The 15,176-nt window shown below is 56.1% G+C and carries 16 protein-coding genes and 1 other annotated feature; of the genes, 4 read left to right on the forward strand and 12 right to left on the reverse strand.

Going from position 1 to position 15,176, the window contains the following annotated elements:
* Positions 1–17 precede the first annotated feature (17 nt).
* Both gndA and wzzB read left to right on the forward strand, forming a co-directional pair.
* Positions 18–1,424 (forward strand): NADP-dependent phosphogluconate dehydrogenase, encoded by a 1,407-nt coding sequence (gndA, locus tag ACQE3Y_RS02720; protein ID WP_426980809.1) that lies wholly within the window; start codon positions 18–20, stop codon positions 1,422–1,424.
* A gap of 139 nt (positions 1,425–1,563) precedes the next feature.
* Positions 1,564–2,574 (forward strand): LPS O-antigen chain length determinant protein WzzB, encoded by a 1,011-nt coding sequence (wzzB, locus tag ACQE3Y_RS02725; RefSeq protein WP_426980810.1) that lies wholly within the window; start codon positions 1,564–1,566, stop codon positions 2,572–2,574.
* Positions 2,575–2,616: 42 nt separating this feature from the next.
* On the opposite strand, the gene hisIE is transcribed toward wzzB, so the two are convergent.
* The 9 genes from hisIE to hisL form a co-directional block, all read right to left on the reverse strand.
* Positions 2,617–3,231 (reverse strand): bifunctional phosphoribosyl-AMP cyclohydrolase/phosphoribosyl-ATP diphosphatase HisIE, encoded by a 615-nt coding sequence (gene hisIE / locus ACQE3Y_RS02730; RefSeq protein ID WP_426980811.1) that lies wholly within the window; start codon positions 3,229–3,231, stop codon positions 2,617–2,619.
* Positions 3,225–4,001 (reverse strand): imidazole glycerol phosphate synthase subunit HisF, encoded by a 777-nt coding sequence (hisF, locus tag ACQE3Y_RS02735; protein WP_426980812.1) that lies wholly within the window; start codon positions 3,999–4,001, stop codon positions 3,225–3,227. The genes hisIE and hisF overlap by 7 nt, the downstream gene beginning before the upstream one ends.
* Positions 3,983–4,720: a 1-(5-phosphoribosyl)-5-[(5-phosphoribosylamino)methylideneamino]imidazole-4-carboxamide isomerase gene (gene hisA, locus ACQE3Y_RS02740; protein WP_426980813.1), complete on the reverse strand. Its 738-nt coding sequence runs from the start codon at positions 4,718–4,720 to the stop codon at positions 3,983–3,985. Before hisA ends, hisF begins: the two co-directional genes overlap by 19 nt.
* Before the next feature lie 2 nt (positions 4,721–4,722).
* Complete coding sequence (gene hisH, locus ACQE3Y_RS02745; protein WP_250650300.1) at positions 4,723–5,313, reverse strand: imidazole glycerol phosphate synthase subunit HisH; 591 nt, start codon at positions 5,311–5,313, stop codon at positions 4,723–4,725.
* A complete protein-coding gene (hisB, locus tag ACQE3Y_RS02750) occupies positions 5,313–6,380 on the reverse strand; it encodes a bifunctional histidinol-phosphatase/imidazoleglycerol-phosphate dehydratase HisB (RefSeq protein WP_426980814.1) in 1,068 nt (355 codons plus the stop codon). Before hisB ends, hisH begins: the two co-directional genes overlap by 1 nt.
* Entirely contained in the window at positions 6,377–7,468 is a 1,092-nt protein-coding gene (gene hisC, locus ACQE3Y_RS02755; protein WP_426972060.1) for a histidinol-phosphate transaminase, read from the reverse strand. The genes hisB and hisC overlap by 4 nt, the downstream gene beginning before the upstream one ends.
* Entirely contained in the window at positions 7,465–8,772 is a 1,308-nt protein-coding gene (hisD, locus tag ACQE3Y_RS02760; protein WP_426972061.1) for a histidinol dehydrogenase, read from the reverse strand. The genes hisC and hisD overlap by 4 nt, the downstream gene beginning before the upstream one ends.
* A gap of 4 nt (positions 8,773–8,776) precedes the next feature.
* Positions 8,777–9,676: an ATP phosphoribosyltransferase gene (gene hisG, locus ACQE3Y_RS02765; RefSeq protein WP_426972062.1), complete on the reverse strand. Its 900-nt coding sequence runs from the start codon at positions 9,674–9,676 to the stop codon at positions 8,777–8,779.
* Positions 9,677–9,720: 44 nt separating this feature from the next.
* Positions 9,721–9,841, reverse strand: a sequence feature (His leader region).
* Positions 9,817–9,864: a his operon leader peptide gene (gene hisL / locus ACQE3Y_RS02770; RefSeq protein ID WP_100396937.1), complete on the reverse strand. Its 48-nt coding sequence runs from the start codon at positions 9,862–9,864 to the stop codon at positions 9,817–9,819. Its footprint overlaps the feature before it by 25 nt.
* A gap of 170 nt (positions 9,865–10,034) precedes the next feature.
* Here hisL and ACQE3Y_RS02775 point away from each other — a divergent pair, with 170 nt between their 5' ends.
* The gene (locus ACQE3Y_RS02775) at positions 10,035–10,859 is read left to right on the forward strand and encodes an SDR family oxidoreductase (RefSeq protein WP_426980815.1); all 825 of its coding nucleotides are present in this window, start codon (positions 10,035–10,037) and stop codon (positions 10,857–10,859) included.
* Between the two features lie 11 nt (positions 10,860–10,870).
* Here the strand turns inward: ACQE3Y_RS02775 and ACQE3Y_RS02780 are convergent, their stop codons facing one another.
* Genes ACQE3Y_RS02780 through puuD form a run of 3 tightly spaced genes read right to left on the reverse strand, consistent with a single transcriptional unit; the run spans position 10,871 to position 13,479 of the window.
* Positions 10,871–12,148, reverse strand: a complete 1,278-nt coding sequence (locus tag ACQE3Y_RS02780; RefSeq protein WP_426980817.1) for an NAD(P)/FAD-dependent oxidoreductase — start codon at positions 12,146–12,148, stop codon at positions 10,871–10,873.
* An 18-nt stretch (positions 12,149–12,166) separates the two neighbouring features.
* Positions 12,167–12,724 carry an HTH-type transcriptional regulator PuuR gene (puuR, locus tag ACQE3Y_RS02785; protein ID WP_426972065.1) on the reverse strand — a complete coding sequence of 186 codons (558 nt, stop codon included), beginning with the start codon at positions 12,722–12,724 and terminating at the stop codon, positions 12,167–12,169.
* Positions 12,721–13,479, reverse strand: coding sequence for a gamma-glutamyl-gamma-aminobutyrate hydrolase (gene puuD / locus ACQE3Y_RS02790; protein WP_426972066.1), 759 nt, complete (start codon positions 13,477–13,479; stop codon positions 12,721–12,723). Before puuD ends, puuR begins: the two co-directional genes overlap by 4 nt.
* A 273-nt stretch (positions 13,480–13,752) precedes the next feature.
* Here puuD and ACQE3Y_RS02795 point away from each other — a divergent pair, with 273 nt between their 5' ends.
* Entirely contained in the window at positions 13,753–15,168 is a 1,416-nt protein-coding gene (locus ACQE3Y_RS02795; protein ID WP_426972067.1) for a glutamine synthetase family protein, read from the forward strand.
* The last annotated feature ends 8 nt before the right edge of the window (positions 15,169–15,176 follow it).

Consider the following 15,176-nt stretch of genomic DNA (forward strand, 5'->3'; position numbering starts at 1 on the left):
TAAGACAGGAGTAAATAATGTCCAAGCAACAGATCGGCGTTGTAGGTATGGCGGTGATGGGCCGTAACCTGGCACTCAACATTGAGAGCCGCGGCTACACTGTATCCATCTTTAACCGTTCTCGTGAAAAAACAGATGAAGTTATCGCCGAAAACCCGGGCAAAAAACTCGCGCCTTACTACAGCATTGAAGAGTTCGTTGACTCGCTGGAAAAACCGCGTCGTATCCTGCTGATGGTGCAGGCGGGCGAAGCGACCGACAAAACTATCGCTTCACTGACTCCGCATCTGGATAAAGGCGACATTCTGATCGATGGCGGTAACACCTTCTATAAAGACACCATTCGTCGTAACAAAGAACTTTCTGAGCAAGGCTTTAACTTTATCGGTACCGGCGTGTCCGGTGGCGAAGAGGGCGCGCTGAAAGGGCCTTCCATTATGCCTGGCGGTCAGAAAGAAGCTTACGAACTGGTTGCGCCGATTCTGGATAAAATTGCTGCACGTGCTGAAGGCGAGCCTTGCGTAACCTATATCGGTCCGGACGGTGCAGGTCATTATGTGAAAATGGTGCATAACGGCATCGAATATGGCGATATGCAGCTTATTGCCGAAGCTTACTCCCTGCTGAAAAATGCGCTAGGCCTGAGCAACGAAGACCTGGCGAAAACCTTCAGCGAATGGAACGAAGGCGAGCTGAGCAGCTACCTGATCGACATTACCAAAGATATCTTCACCAAAAAAGATGAAGAGGGTAACTACCTGGTTGATGTAATCCTGGATGAAGCCGCGAACAAAGGCACCGGTAAATGGACCAGCCAGAGCTCGCTGGATCTGGGCGAGCCGCTCTCTCTGATCACCGAGTCTGTATTCGCACGTTACCTCTCCTCGCTGAAAAACCAACGCGTTGCTGCCTCTAAAGTTCTGAGCGGCCCGACTGCCCAGGCGTTCAGCGGCGATAAAGCTGAGTTCGTTGAGAAGGTGCGTCGTGCGCTTTATCTGGGCAAAATCGTCTCTTATGCGCAAGGCTTCTCTCAGCTGAAAGCCGCGTCTGATGAAAACAACTGGGATCTGAACTACGGCGAAATCGCGAAAATCTTCCGTGCTGGCTGCATCATCCGTGCGCAGTTCCTGCAGAAGATTACCGATGCCTATAAAGATACTCCGGACATCGCGAACCTGCTGCTGGCGCCTTACTTCAAAAATATCGCTGATGAATATCAGCAGGCACTGCGCGACGTAGTCGCTTACGCGGTGCAGAACGGTATCCCAACGCCAACCTTCTCAGCCGCTATCGCCTACTATGACAGCTATCGCTCTGCAGTATTGCCGGCGAACCTGATCCAGGCGCAGCGTGACTACTTTGGTGCACATACCTACAAACGTATCGATAAAGACGGCGTGTTCCATACTGAATGGCTGGACTAATTCCGTTTTGCCTAAAAAACCTCCCATTGGGAGGTTTTTTATTGATTTCAGATAACTCTTTAACGTTCCTTTTGCTATTGTTTTCTTCCTGGCGTTTATCATTCCGCTTTTCATTTAATAAGTTGGGCATACCAGAAACATGAACCAAGAAAATAAGACAACTACGGATCAGCCTTTACTTCGTCAGACCTTTTACAATAATGATGATGAGCTTGACCTGCTGGATGTTGTGGCTCAGCTGTGGAATGGTAAAAAGATCATTATCGCCACCGTGATTCTGTTTCTGTTACTGGCGATCGCGTATCTCTTTTTTGCGAAAGAGAAATGGACATCAGAAGCGATCATTACTCAGCCCAGCGCGGGCCAGGTAGCAAACTATAACGCCGCGCTTAACGTGCTCTATTCCCAGTATCCTCAGGATAAACCTGGCGTTGCGGATCTTCAGCGTCAGCTGTTTAACCGCTTTAACGCTTCTATCACTGCGCTTTCCGGCGCGCTGCAGAACCTGGATGCGCCGCTGGATTTAAAAGTCGGCCCGGTTAACGCAGGCCAGAATGACCCGTTAAGCGTTAAGTTTACCGCGCAGACCGCGAAAGAGGCTCAGGCGCAGGTAACGCATTTTATAAAGCTGGTGAATAGCGAAGTGGTAGATGATTACGGCAACGATATCAAGCGTAATATGGCTGTTAAAACCCGCGAGTTAACTGACTCGCTGACTTCGCAGATGAAGGTGGCGGAAGATAAAAAACAGCAGCGTATCGAAGCATTAAAACAGGCGTTGAAAGTAGCCGAAGGGGCCGGTATTACTTCATCGCAGCTGACCCAGGCGGAATTCTTATCGGATGATACGCTCTATCTGCTTGGGACGAAGGCGCTCTCCTCATCAATTGCCAACGAAGCGACTAAGCCGTTGCCGCTGGACGATAGTTATTATGCTACCCAGCGTGCGCTGCGCTTGATTAAGGATCTGAAAATCCAGGTCGATAACCTGCAGTCGTTCCGCTATATCATGGAACCTGATTTACCTATGCGTCGCGACAGCCCGAAAAAGGGCCTGACGCTGGTGCTGGCGGTGCTGTTAGGCGGGATTGTCGGCTCGGCGGTGGTGCTGGGGCGCAATATGGCTTCAGCTTACCGACAGCGTAAATAGTCTTTCTGATAAAAAAACCGGCCTGCAGGCCGGTTTTTTGTTTTACGCCTTATGACGCGCGCGCAGGTTATTAATAATCGCGCTCAGGTCGAGGTTCTGATCCTGTAACAGCACCAGCAGGTGATAGAGCAGGTCAGAGGCTTCGTTGGTTAGCTCATAACGATCGTTAACCGTAGCGGCCAGCGCGGTCTCGACGCCTTCTTCTCCCACTTTTTGTGCGATGCGCTTGGTGCCGCTGGCGTATAGCTTAGCGGTGTAAGAGCTGTCGGGATCGGCCTGCTTGCGTTCAGCCAGCAGCTGTTCCAGCTGATAGAGAAATGTCCAGTCTGGGGCGGCAGGGGAGAAGCAGCTGGTGGTGCCAAGGTGGCAGGTGGGGCCAATGGGATTCGCCAGCACCAGCAGCGTATCGTTATCGCAGTCGGGCGTGATGCTGACCACATTCAGGAAATGACCAGAGGTCTCGCCTTTGGTCCACAGGCGCTGTTTGGTGCGCGACCAGAGGGTGACTTTCTGCTCGCGCAGGGTTTTCTCAAGCGCTTCCGGGTTCATATAGCCGTGCATTAATACTTCGCCGGAAACCTGATGTTGGACTATCACCGGCATCATGCCGCCGGTTTTTTCCCAGTCCAGTTGGGAAAGCTGCTGTTCTGTTAACACGGGCGAATCTCCACACCTTGTTCAATCAGAAACCGTTTCAGGTCGCCGATATTGATAATCTGCTTATGAAATACCGAAGCGGCCAGCGCACCATCGACGTTAGCATCACGAAAGGCTTCCAGAAAATGCGCCATGGTGCCTGCGCCGCCAGAGGCGATAAGCGGCACTTTGCATACCTCACGCACTTTTTGTAGCTGAACCAAATCATAGCCGTTACGCACGCCGTCCTGGTTCATCATGTTCAGGACGATTTCGCCAGCGCCGCGCTTTTGTACTTCCTCTACCCACTCCAGCGTCTCCCACCCGGTCACCCGGGTGCGCTTTTCATCGCCGGTATATTGATTAACGTGATATTTGCCGCTCTGTTCGTCATACCAGGTATCGATGCCCACTACCATACACTGCACGCCAAAGCGGTCCGCCAGCCGTGTAATCAGTTCAGGATCGGCCAGTGCCGGAGAGTTAATTGAGATCTTGTCGGCACCAAATGAGAGAATTTGTGCGGCGTCTTCGGCGCTTTTAATGCCACCAGCAACGCAGAACGGAATATCGATCACTTCCGCTACGCGCGCCACCCAGCTTTTATCCACCACGCGGCCATCGCTGGAAGCGGTGATATCGTAAAAAACCAGTTCATCAGCGCCTTCCTCAGCATAGCGCTGCGCCAGCGGCACAATGTCGCCGATGATTTCGTGATTGCGAAACTGCACGCCTTTAACCACCTGGCCATCGCGCACATCAAGACAGGGAATTATCCGTTTTGCCAGCATGTAATGGCCTCCGAAACCGTGAATTTGTCTTCCAGCAAAGCACGCCCAACGATCACGCCCTGCGCGCCGCTGCCGCGCAGGGCAGCGATATCAGCCAGCGAGCCGATGCCGCCGGAAGACTGAAAAGTCACCTGCGGGAAACGTGCGGACACTGCCTGATAGAGCGAGACGTTCGAGCCGCTCAGCGTGCCGTCGCGTGAAATATCGGTGCATAACACATGTTGCAGCCCAAAAGGCAGAAACTGCTCAATAACCTGTTCCAGGGTGACGCCAGCCGCTTCCTGCCAGCCGCTGATCGCCACCTCTTTGCGGTTAGCGGCGTCAATACGCACATCCAGCGCCAGCACAATGGCCTGCGGGCCAAATTCGCTGAACCAGCGCTGCACGTCTTCCGGCTGTTTCACCGCCGTCGAACCCACCACGACGCGAGAGGCACCCGCCTCCAGCAGCGCAGCGACATCATCACGGCTGCGAATGCCGCCGCCGACCTGTACCGGTACCTCAACGCCCGCCAGCAACTGTTTTAACAGCGTAAGCTGGCGCGCCGCCGGATCCTTCGCGCCGGTTAAATCGACCAGGTGCAGCAGCTGCGCGCCCTGGTGCTGATAATCCTGCAAACGCGGCAACGGATCGCTTCCGTAATCGCGCTGCTGGCCGTAATCTCCCTGATGCAGACGCACCACTTTGCCATCAATCAAATCTAACGCCGGGATAATCATCCTTACATCTCCAGGAAGTTTTTCAGCAGCTGCGCGCCCGCTTTGCCGGAACGCTCAGGATGGAACTGGACGCCGTAGAAATTATCTTTCTGTACCGCAGCGGTAAAAGGCTGACCATAGTCACACTGGGCGATGGTATAAGGGTTAACCGGCATCGCATAACTGTGGACGAAATAAAACCAGCTGTTATCTTCAATGCCACGGAACAGATGCTCGCCCGCTTTCGGCGTGACGCGGTTCCAGCCCATATGCGGTAGCGGCAGACCCTGGTCTTTCATCAGATCTACCGGCTGGTCAATAATCCCTAAGGTTTTTACACCGCCGTTTTCATCGCTGCCGCTGCCGAGCAGCTGCATTCCCAGACAGATACCTAAAGTAGGCTGCGTGCAGGCTTTAATCAGATCCACCAGATCACGTTCGTGTAGCTGATCCATAGCCGCCCGGGCCGTGCCGACACCCGGCAGGAAAAGCTTGTCTGCCTGCAGAACAATATCCGCCTCGCGGCTAACCTGCGGCTGATAGCCCAGGCGTTGAATGGCTGCTTTTACCGACGAGAGGTTGGCGCAGCCGGTATCCAGGATCACCACGTTCATTACAGCACTCCTTTCGAACTCGGCAGGGTGTTGCCTTCTACACGAATCGCCTGGCGCAGCGTGCGGCCAAAAGCTTTAAACAGGCTTTCTACACGATGATGATCGTTTTTGCCTTTGGTTTTCAGATGCAGCGTGCTGGCCATAGAATAGGAGAGGGAGCGGAAAAAGTGCTCAACCATCTCAGTGCTGAGATCGCCGACGCGCTGATAGTTAAACTCCGCCTTGAACTCCAGATGCGGACGGCCGGAAATATCCAGCGCGCAGCGCGCCAGGCACTCATCCATCGGCAGCACGAAGCCAAAGCGCCCGATGCCGCGCTTGTCACCCAGCGCTTTCAGCAGCGCCTCGCCCAGCGCCAGGCCGGTATCCTCTACCGTGTGGTGATCGTCGATATACAGGTCGCCTTTTACCTCAACGTTCATACGCAGGCCGCCATGCGTAGCGATCTGATCCAGCATATGATCGAAGAAGCCAACGCCGGTGTTGATTTTGCTGCCGCCTTCGCGATCCAGCCAGACTTCGATTTCAATCTGCGTCTCTTTGGTATTGCGGTTCACCTTCGCGTAGCGATCGCGCTGCGTCAGTTTTTGACTGATGGCGTTCCAGTTCAGACCGTCCTGGCTGTAGCGTAATCCCTGAATACCCATGTTCTGCGCCAGTTCGATATCGGTGGCGCGATCGCCGATCACATAGCTGTGCGCCTTATCCAGCGCGCCTTCTGCCAGCCAGGCTTCCACCATTTGGGTTTTTGGCTTACGGCAGTCGCAGTTATCCGCTGGCAGATGCGGACAGATCAGTACATCGGTAAAGCGCACGCCCTGCGAGTTAAAAACCTGCATCATCAGGTTGTGCGGACCGTCAAAGTCAGCCTGCGGGAAACTGGTAGTGCCAAGGCCATCCTGGTTGGTGATCATCACCAACTGGTAACCGGCTTTCTGCAACGCCAGCAGCGCCGGGATCACATCAGGTTCAAAGGCCAGCTTCTCCATGCGATCCACCTGAAAATCCTGCGGGGGTTCGCTGATAAGGGTGCCGTCGCGATCGATAAAAAGGGTTTTCTGACTCATGCTTGCTCCACAATGCCGGCGGCGCCGGGTAAGGCTTGCAGTGCGGCGATCAGGCGCTCGCACTCATTTCGGGTACCGATGGAAATGCGCAGGCATCCGGCGAGCCCCGGGTTTTTGTTCTGGTCCCGCAGAATAATGCCCTGATCCCACAGCGATTTAAATATCGTCGGAGAGTCAGTAAAGCGCACCAGAATATAGTTGGTTTCGCTGGGGAACACCTGTTCCACACAGGAAAGCCTGGTCAGAGCGGTCGCCAGCCAGGCGCGGTTAGTATTTAGCTCAACCACATGCTGGCGCATCAGCGTAATGCCGTCGTCGCTCAACGCCTGCGCGGCGATATCGGCTACCGGCGTTGAGAGCGGGTAGGGCGCAATCACCTTCAGTAGCAGCTCGATGACCGCCGCGTTGGCCAGCGTAAAGCCGCAGCGCAGTCCCGCCAGCGCAAAGGCTTTCGACAGGGTGCGCAATACCACAAGATGCGGGTACTCTGCAATCCAGCCTGCCAGCGTCGCCTGGGGGCAAAATTCGATGTAGGCCTCGTCTGCCACCACCAGCGCTTTGCCGCGCGTCATCTCCAGCAGCTGACGAATTGCCTCCGGGTCAATCAGGTTGCCGGTGGGATTATTCGGGCTGCACATATAGACCAGCTTTACGCCATCCAGCGCAGCGGCGATCGCAGGCAGGTTCAGCTGCCAGTTATCCAGCGCCGGCACGGTGCGGTACTCCACGCCGATAGTTTCGGCACTAACGCTGTACATGCCGTAAGTGGGCGGGCAGAACAGAATAGCGTCCTGGCCTGGCTCGCAGAAAGCCCGGATCAGCAGTTCAATACCTTCATCCGCGCCACGGCTCACCAGCACCTGATCCGGCGTCACGCCAGCATAGGCGGCGTAACGCCGGATCACCTGCTCTGGCTGACACTCCGGATAGCGATTCAGCGTGTTTTGCGACATTTCAAACGGGACCGGCAGCGGATATTCGTTGGCGTTCAGCCAGACGTCGCCGTTGCCGCCGAGACGACGCGCCGACTGATAGGGCGTCAGCGCCCGCACGTTAGCGCGCGCTAATTCAGCAATATTCAGGCTCATGCTTGCTCCTTTAGCGCGGCGACCCGCAGCGTGACAGCATTTTTATGGGCGATAAGCTGCTCGGCGGCAGCCAGCGTCTCAATGGTTGGGGCCAGATTCAGGAAACCCTGCGGCGTTAGCTCCTGTACCGTCATGCGCTTTTGAAAATCAGCGAGACCGAGGCTGGAGCAGGTGGCGGTATAGCCGTAGGTCGGCAATACGTGGTTGGTGCCGGAAGCGTAATCACCTGCCGATTCCGGTGACCAGTCGCCGAGAAACACCGAACCGGCGCTGGTGATCTGATCCACCAGCTCGCGCGGCTGGCGCGTCTGGATAATCAAGTGCTCTGGCCCGTAGCGGTTGGAAATCTCCACGCACTGTTGCAGATCGCGGGCAACGATCAGTCGGCTGCTGGCTAATGCCTGACGCGCGGTGGCCGCGCGCGGCAGCTGTTCCAGCTGTGCTTCCACCGCTTCTGCTACCGCCTGTGCCAGGCGGCGCGACGGCGTCAGCAGGATCACCTGTGAATCGGGACCATGTTCCGCCTGCGACAGCAAATCAGAAGCAACAAAAGCGGGCGTGGCATCATCATCGGCAATCACCAGCACCTCAGAGGGGCCTGCAGGCATATCGATCGCAGCGCCATCCAGACGCTGACTGACCTGGCGCTTGGCTTCGGTCACCCAGGCATTGCCGGGGCCAAAAATTTTATCTACTTTCGGAACCGATTCGGTGCCGAAGGCGAGGGCGGCAATCGCCTGCGCGCCGCCGACCTGAAAAACTTCTTCTACGCCACACAGCTGCGCGGCATACAGGATCTCATCGGCAATCGGCGGCGGCGAGCAGAGCACCACGCGTGCGCAGCCAGCAATGCGTGCCGGCGTTGCCAGCATCAGTACCGTAGAGAACAGCGGCGCTGAACCGCCAGGAATATAGAGACCCACTGAGCGGATCGGGCGCGTTACCTGCTGACAGCGCACGCCCGGCTGGGTTTCAATATCTACCGCAGGCAGCTGCTGGGCGCGGTGAAAGGTTTCGATGTTCGCTACCGCCACCGCCATCGCCTGCTTTACGTTATCGTCAAGCCGTGCAGCCGCTTCGGCAATCTGAGCCGCGCTAACGCGCAGTTCATCAACCTGAGTTTTATCAAAGGCGGCGCTATATTCACGCAGCGCGGCATCGCCCGCTTCGCTGACGCGGGCAAGGATCGAGCGCACCGTTTGCGTAATGTTATCGGAAGCGGAAATCGCAGGGCGCATCAGCAGCGCCTGCTGCTGCGCCTCGTCGCACTGCTGCCAGTCTGTAAGCGTGTCAAAGCGGCTCATGGCATTACTCCATCATCTTCTCAATTGGCAACACCAGAATGGAACTGGCGCCCAGCGCCTTTAATTTTTCCATGGTTTCCCAGAACAGCGTCTCACTGCTGACCATGTGCATCGCCAGGCGGCTTTGGTCGCCTGCCAGCGGCAGCACCGTTGGACGTTCAGCACCTGGCAGCAGCGCAATCACCTCTTCCAGCCGGTCGCTTGGCGCATGCAGCATAATGTATTTTGATTCACGCGCTTTGATCACGCCCTGGATACGCGTCATCAGCTTATCCACCAGCTCCTGTTTCGCCGCTGACAGCTCGCCGTCGCGCTGGATCAGCACCGCTTTCGAGCGATAAATCACTTCCACTTCACGCAGGCCATTGGCCTCCAGCGTGGCGCCGGTAGAAACCAGATCGCAGATCGCATCGGCCAGACCCGCGCGCGGCGCGACTTCAACGGAGCCATTTAGCAGGCAGGATTTAAAAGCGACGCCTTGTTTATCAAGATACTGCTTCAGCAGATGAGGATAGGAGGTGGCAATACGCGTATTTTGCAGACACTGGACGCCGGTATACTCCTCATCTACCGGCATCGCCAGCGACAGACGGCAGCCGCCAAAATCAAGGCGACGCAGAGTAAAGTAGCGCGGGTCTTCACCTTGCGCACGGCGAGTCAGCAACTCTTCTTCCAGCACATTTTCGCCAATGATGCCGAGATCCACTACGCCATCCATCACCAGGCCGGGAATATCATCATCACGCACGCGCAAAATATCGATTGGCATGTTTTCAGCGAAGGCGATCAGACGCTGTTGCTGCAGGTTAATTTTAATGCCGCAGCGCGCCAGAAGCTCGCGTGACTCATCGCTTAAACGGCCAGATTTTTGCATAGCTATGCGTAAACGGGTGTTATCTAACATCTCTCCAGTCCTCTTCTCATTTATCCTGTCTGTTGCAGTCCGCCAAAAAAAAGCCCCCGGAAGAGGATCTTCCGGGGGCCATTTGCGTTCTGCACCACTGGAAGATCCTAAACGTCTTCCAGCACACATCGCCTGAAAGACTAGTCAGGATGATGGTGGTGATGATGGTTGAACTGAACGCGTGTCATAATTTCTCTGCATGTATATTCATTTGCCTGCTGATTAACCTAGCGGAGATAGCGCGCATTGGCAACCGTTTTTTCGCCAGGCAGAGAAATCTCTTTTTGTGCGAAGATTGTCACGCGCGAAGGCGTGACGTAGCCTTATTGTTAATCAAGCTGAAGGGGCAGGAGCAGAAATGAAAAAGGTCGCGATTGTAGGTCTGGGATGGCTGGGTATGCCGCTGGCAACGGCGTTAACGGCGCGCGGCTGGCAGGTGAGCGGCAGCAAAACCACGCCGGATGGCGTCGAGGCGGCGCGCATGTGCGGGATCGCCTGCTGTGAGCTGCGGCTGACCCCGGAACTGGCGTGCGATGCCGATGAGCTGGAGGCGCTGCTGTCGGTAGATGCGCTGGTGGTGACCTTGCCAGCCAGCCGTACGGCAGAGGGCGGCGAAAATTATCAGCGTGCGGTGCAAAACCTGGTCGACAGCGCGCTGGCGTTTAACGTGCCGCGCATTATCTTTACCAGTTCCACCTCAGTTTACGGCAACGGCGCGGGCGTGATGAAAGAGCATAGCCCGTTGCAGCCGGTTACCGTTGCCGGAAAGACACTGGCGGAGCTGGAAAACTGGCTGCACGATCTGCCGGGTACCTCGGTCGATATTTTGCGGCTGGCCGGTCTGGTCGGGCCGCAGCGTCATCCGGGACGCTTTCTTGCTGGTAAAACTGATGTGCCGGATGGTGAACTTGGCGTGAATCTGGTGCATGTGGATGATGTGGTAGCGGCAATTACGCTGCTGCTGCAAACGCCAAAAGGCGGCCATATCTATAACCTTAGCGCTCCGGCGCATCCGGCCCGTGAGCAATTCTATCGCGCAGCCGCCCAGCAGCTGGGATTAACGCCGCCAACCTTTGCCGCTGCCGGTAATAAACAAGGCAAAATTGTCGATGGCAGTAAAATTTGCGACGAACTGGGATTTGAGTATCGTTACCCCGATCCGGCCACCATGCCGTTGGGTTAACGCAGCGGCAATTAGACACCAAGCCGATCGCGCAGTGCATACCAGGCGGCACCGACGGCGGTCAGCGGCACTTTAAAACGTCGACCGCCGGGGAAGGGCAGATGCGGCAGGCGGGCGAATGCGTCAAAGCGTTCGGCGTCGCCGCGTAGCGTTTCCGCCACCAGCTTGCCCGCCAGATGGGTAAAGGTAACACCGTGTCCACTGTCGCCCTGAATGTAATAAACCTGCTTATCCAGCCGTCCCAGCTGCGGCATCCGCGACAGCGTCAGTAAAAAGTTGCCGCTCCAGCAGTGGCTTAGCTTAACGTTTTGCAACTGAGGAAAGGTTTTCAGCAGCTTCGGACGGATCAGCGCGGCGATATCCTGCGGTTCACGTGCGCCATAAATTACGCCGCCGCCGTACAGCAGGCGGTTGTCGACGGTTAAGCGGAAATAGTCCAGCAGATAATTACAATCCTCAACGCAGTAATTGTCCGGCAGCAGCGCCAGCGCCTGATCCACGCTAAGCGGTTCGGTGGTGACAATCTGTGAGCCGCAGGGCATGCTTTTACGGCTCAAACGCGGCTCCAGCTCCGGTGCCAGATAGGCGTTACCGGCAAAAATCACAAATTTAGCGCTGACGTCGCCACGTGCGGTTTTAACGATATTGGGCGTGCCGTAGGTTACTTTTTCCACCGCCGACTGTTCATAAATCCGGCCGCCGTGACGACGTATCGCTTCTGCTTCGCCCAGCGCCAGGTTTAACGGATGCAGATGGCCGCCGCGCCGATCCAGCAGCCCACCGACATAACGCTCGGTGCCAATGGCGCGTCGGATGCCGCGCTCATCCAGTAGCTCAAGCTGATGGTTGCCGTAGCGCTCCCATAGCTGCTGCTGCGTGCGCAGATGCTGCATCTGACGCGCATTCAGCGCGGCGAAAATGCCGCCGGGTCGGTAATCGCAGTCAATGGCGTAGCGGTCGATGCGATCGCGAATAATATCGGCACCCTCGAACATCATACTGCCCAGCATGCGCGCCGCGTCGGTGCCGTAGCGCTGCTCAATCACATCAATATCGCGGCTGTAAGAGTTCACCACTTGTCCGCCGTTGCGCCCGCTGGCACCGTAGCCGACGCTCTCCGCCTCCAGCACTACCACCTCATAGCCCGCCTCGGTTAAAAACAGCGCCGAAGAGAGACCGGTAAATCCGGCACCGATAATACACACATCGCACTGTACCGAGCCATCCAGCTGCGGCCAGGGCTGATGCGAATTAGCCGTTGCGGCGTAATAGCTATCCACATGATTCACGGCGGTCTCCTCTGGCTCTCAGAAGTTAGCGGGCGTATGGGCGCTGACAATACGACAGACCCGATTCGAGGTATTACTAAAACTGTGCGGCTGACCGGTATCAATAATATAACTTTGCCCGGCATGCAGCTGGTAGCGCTGCCCGTTAATAGTCAGCGTGATTTCACCCTCCAGCAGCGTGCCGGTTTCCTCGCCGGGATGACGAATTTTTTCACCGGTCGTGGCACCTGGCTGGTAGGTTTCCAGCAGCATTGCCAGATTATGGCGGAGGCTGCCGTTATGGATAAGCTTCAGGGAGACGCCCTGGCTGCCAATATCGATCAGCTCATCCTGCTCAATCACCATTTTCGGCGGGCTATTTTTTACCGCCTCTGAAAAAAATTCTGACAGCGACAGCCCGTAAACCGTCAGCAGCTTTTGCAGCGTACTGACAGCAGGGCTGACTTTATCCTGTTCAATGGTGCTGATGGCACTGTGGGTCAGCCCGGCGAGCTCAGCAACGCGCCGCTGCGACAAACCTAACTCTTGCCGGATTTGAGACAGACGTCGTCCGGGGGCGAGAGTGGCTTCGTTCATAGCCGTTTTTCCTTGCGATATTGATGACAGGCGCTGATAAATGCCTCAAACAGCCGGGATGAGGCGCAGGAATGCTGGTGTTGCCACTCCGGATGCCACTGTACGCCAATGGCAAACGGGTGTTCGGGAACAGAGACCGCTTCAATCACGCCATCCTCTGCGATCGCCTCCGGCCATAACCGTGGGCCCGGATCTTTGATGCCCTGTTTATGCAGCGAATTAACCTGTAGCGGTGCGGCGCTGCCCAGCAGACGTGCCAGCTGGCCGTCTGGCGTTAGCGCAATATGATGCGCTGGCGCATACTGCTCGGCCAGCGGTGCGTCAGTGTCGGCATAATGCAGCACCTTTTCATCCGGCAACTGACGGTTGAGCGTGCCGCCTGCGGCTACAGCCAGCTCCTGCATGCCGCGGCAAATGGCCAACAACGGCAGCCGCAGCGCCAGCGCCTGTGGGATCAGCTGCATCGCCAGTTCGTCACGCCCCGGATCGCTCTCTTCTTCTTCACCTGCCGCGCCATAGCGCCAGGGTTCAATATTGCTGGGACTGCCCGGCAATAGCAGGCCGTCAAACAACGGCAGCGTACGCTGAGAGATTATCTCGCCCAGCCCTGGCCGGTGGGGCAGCGCGATAACCACACCGCCGGCATCCATAATCGCATCGAGATATTTTTGATAGAGAACCCAGCCTGGATGCCCATCCTTTACTGTGTGGCACATCACTACGCCGATAAGCGGATTGTCTATTATTCTTTCCACATCATTGGTCTCCGGCTGGCAATTATTTCTGACAAAACCGCTTAGAGCCTATGCTGTTTCCTGACCTCCTTGCGGGGCGCTGGCGGGCGGGTTAAGCGCGTACAGGCTTTTTATGACCTGCCTGTCTGTTTACAATCTAGACAGGCTTTGTTCAATATTCAAACCACTCTGTAACATTTGCACACTTTTTGTCTTATGACTATGTTCTAAATATGGCCGTTATTTTGAGCAGTACGCACAACCCTTCTAAAACGGTAAATGGCGGGTGGGATCATGACAAACCTGGTAGAAGTAGAAGACTTCACAAGACATAGTGAAGAGATGCGAACCAGCGCGTTCCAGAATGAGGTAAAAACCTATCTGGAACGCCATCCTGAAACGCAATATGTCGACATTCTCCTCAATGATCTGAACGGTATTTTTCGCGGTAAACGTATCCCGATAGGCAGCCTGGCGAAACTGGAAAAGGGGTGTTACTTTCCGGCCTCCGTGTTTGCGATGGATATTCTGGGCAATACCGTCGAGCAGGCTGGTTTAGGCCAGGCGCTGGGCGAGCCGGATAATATCTGTACGCCTGTTGAGGGCACGCTGGTTCCTTCCGCTTCCGATCCCGACCGCATAGCACAACTGCTGCTGACCATGCGTAATCAAGATGGCACTCCCTTTGACGTTGAACCCCGTAATGTTTTAAACAATCTCTGGCAGCGCTTGCGCAACCGGGGACTGTTTCCGGTGGTAGCGGTAGAGCTGGAGTTCTATCTGGTCGATAAACAACGCGACCACGACGGTTTTATTCAACCGCCCTGTACGCCCGGCAGCGATGAGCGCAGCATGCAAAGCCAGGTCTATTCCGTGGATAATCTTGACCATTTCGCCCAGGTTCTGGGGGATATTGACCGGCTGGCGCAGCTGCAGGGCATTCCTGGCGATGGCGCGCTGGCGGAAGCCTCGCCGGGCCAGTTTGAAATCAATCTGCGGCATACGCGCAACGTGCTGAGCGCCTGCGATCATGCGCTTCAGCTCAAACGCCTGATTCGCCAGGTGGCGGAAAACCACGGCATGACCGCCACCTTTATGGCGAAACCTTATGAAGAGTATGCGGGCAGCGGTATGCATGTGCATGTCAGCATGCTGGACGCTGCCGACCATAACGCCTTTGCCTGCGATGACGGCAGCGATTCGCCACTGCTGAAGCGGGCGCTGGCCGGGATGATCGATCTGATGCCTGCCTCGATGGCGCTGCTGGCACCCAACGTGAATGCTTACCGCCGCTTCTGCCCGGAATCCTGGGTACCGCTGCAGGCGTCATGGGGACATAACAACCGCACCGTCGCGCTGCGCATTCCCTGTGGCGACATTGAAAACCGCCGCGTTGAATATCGCGTTGCCGGCGCTGATGCCAATCCCTGGCTGGTGATGTCAGCGATTTTCGCTGGCATTCTGCACGGGCTGGATAATGCACTGCCGCTTCCGGCAGCGGTGACCGGCAACGGTCATGAAGCAGTGGGCACGCCGCTCCCGGTGCGGCAGAGCGAAGCACTGGATCTGTTTGCCCGTAGCCGCACGCTGCAGGATCTGTTGGGCGAACGCTTTAGCTTTGTCTGGCACTGCTGCAAACATCATGAGCTGATGCAGTTTGAACGGCTGATTACCGCAACTGAAATTGACTGGATGTTAAAAAACGCCTGAGGTGGTGG

Source organism: Pantoea sp. FN0305, assembly GCF_050113845.1.
Lineage (GTDB): Bacteria > Pseudomonadota > Gammaproteobacteria > Enterobacterales > Enterobacteriaceae > Mixta > Mixta alhagi.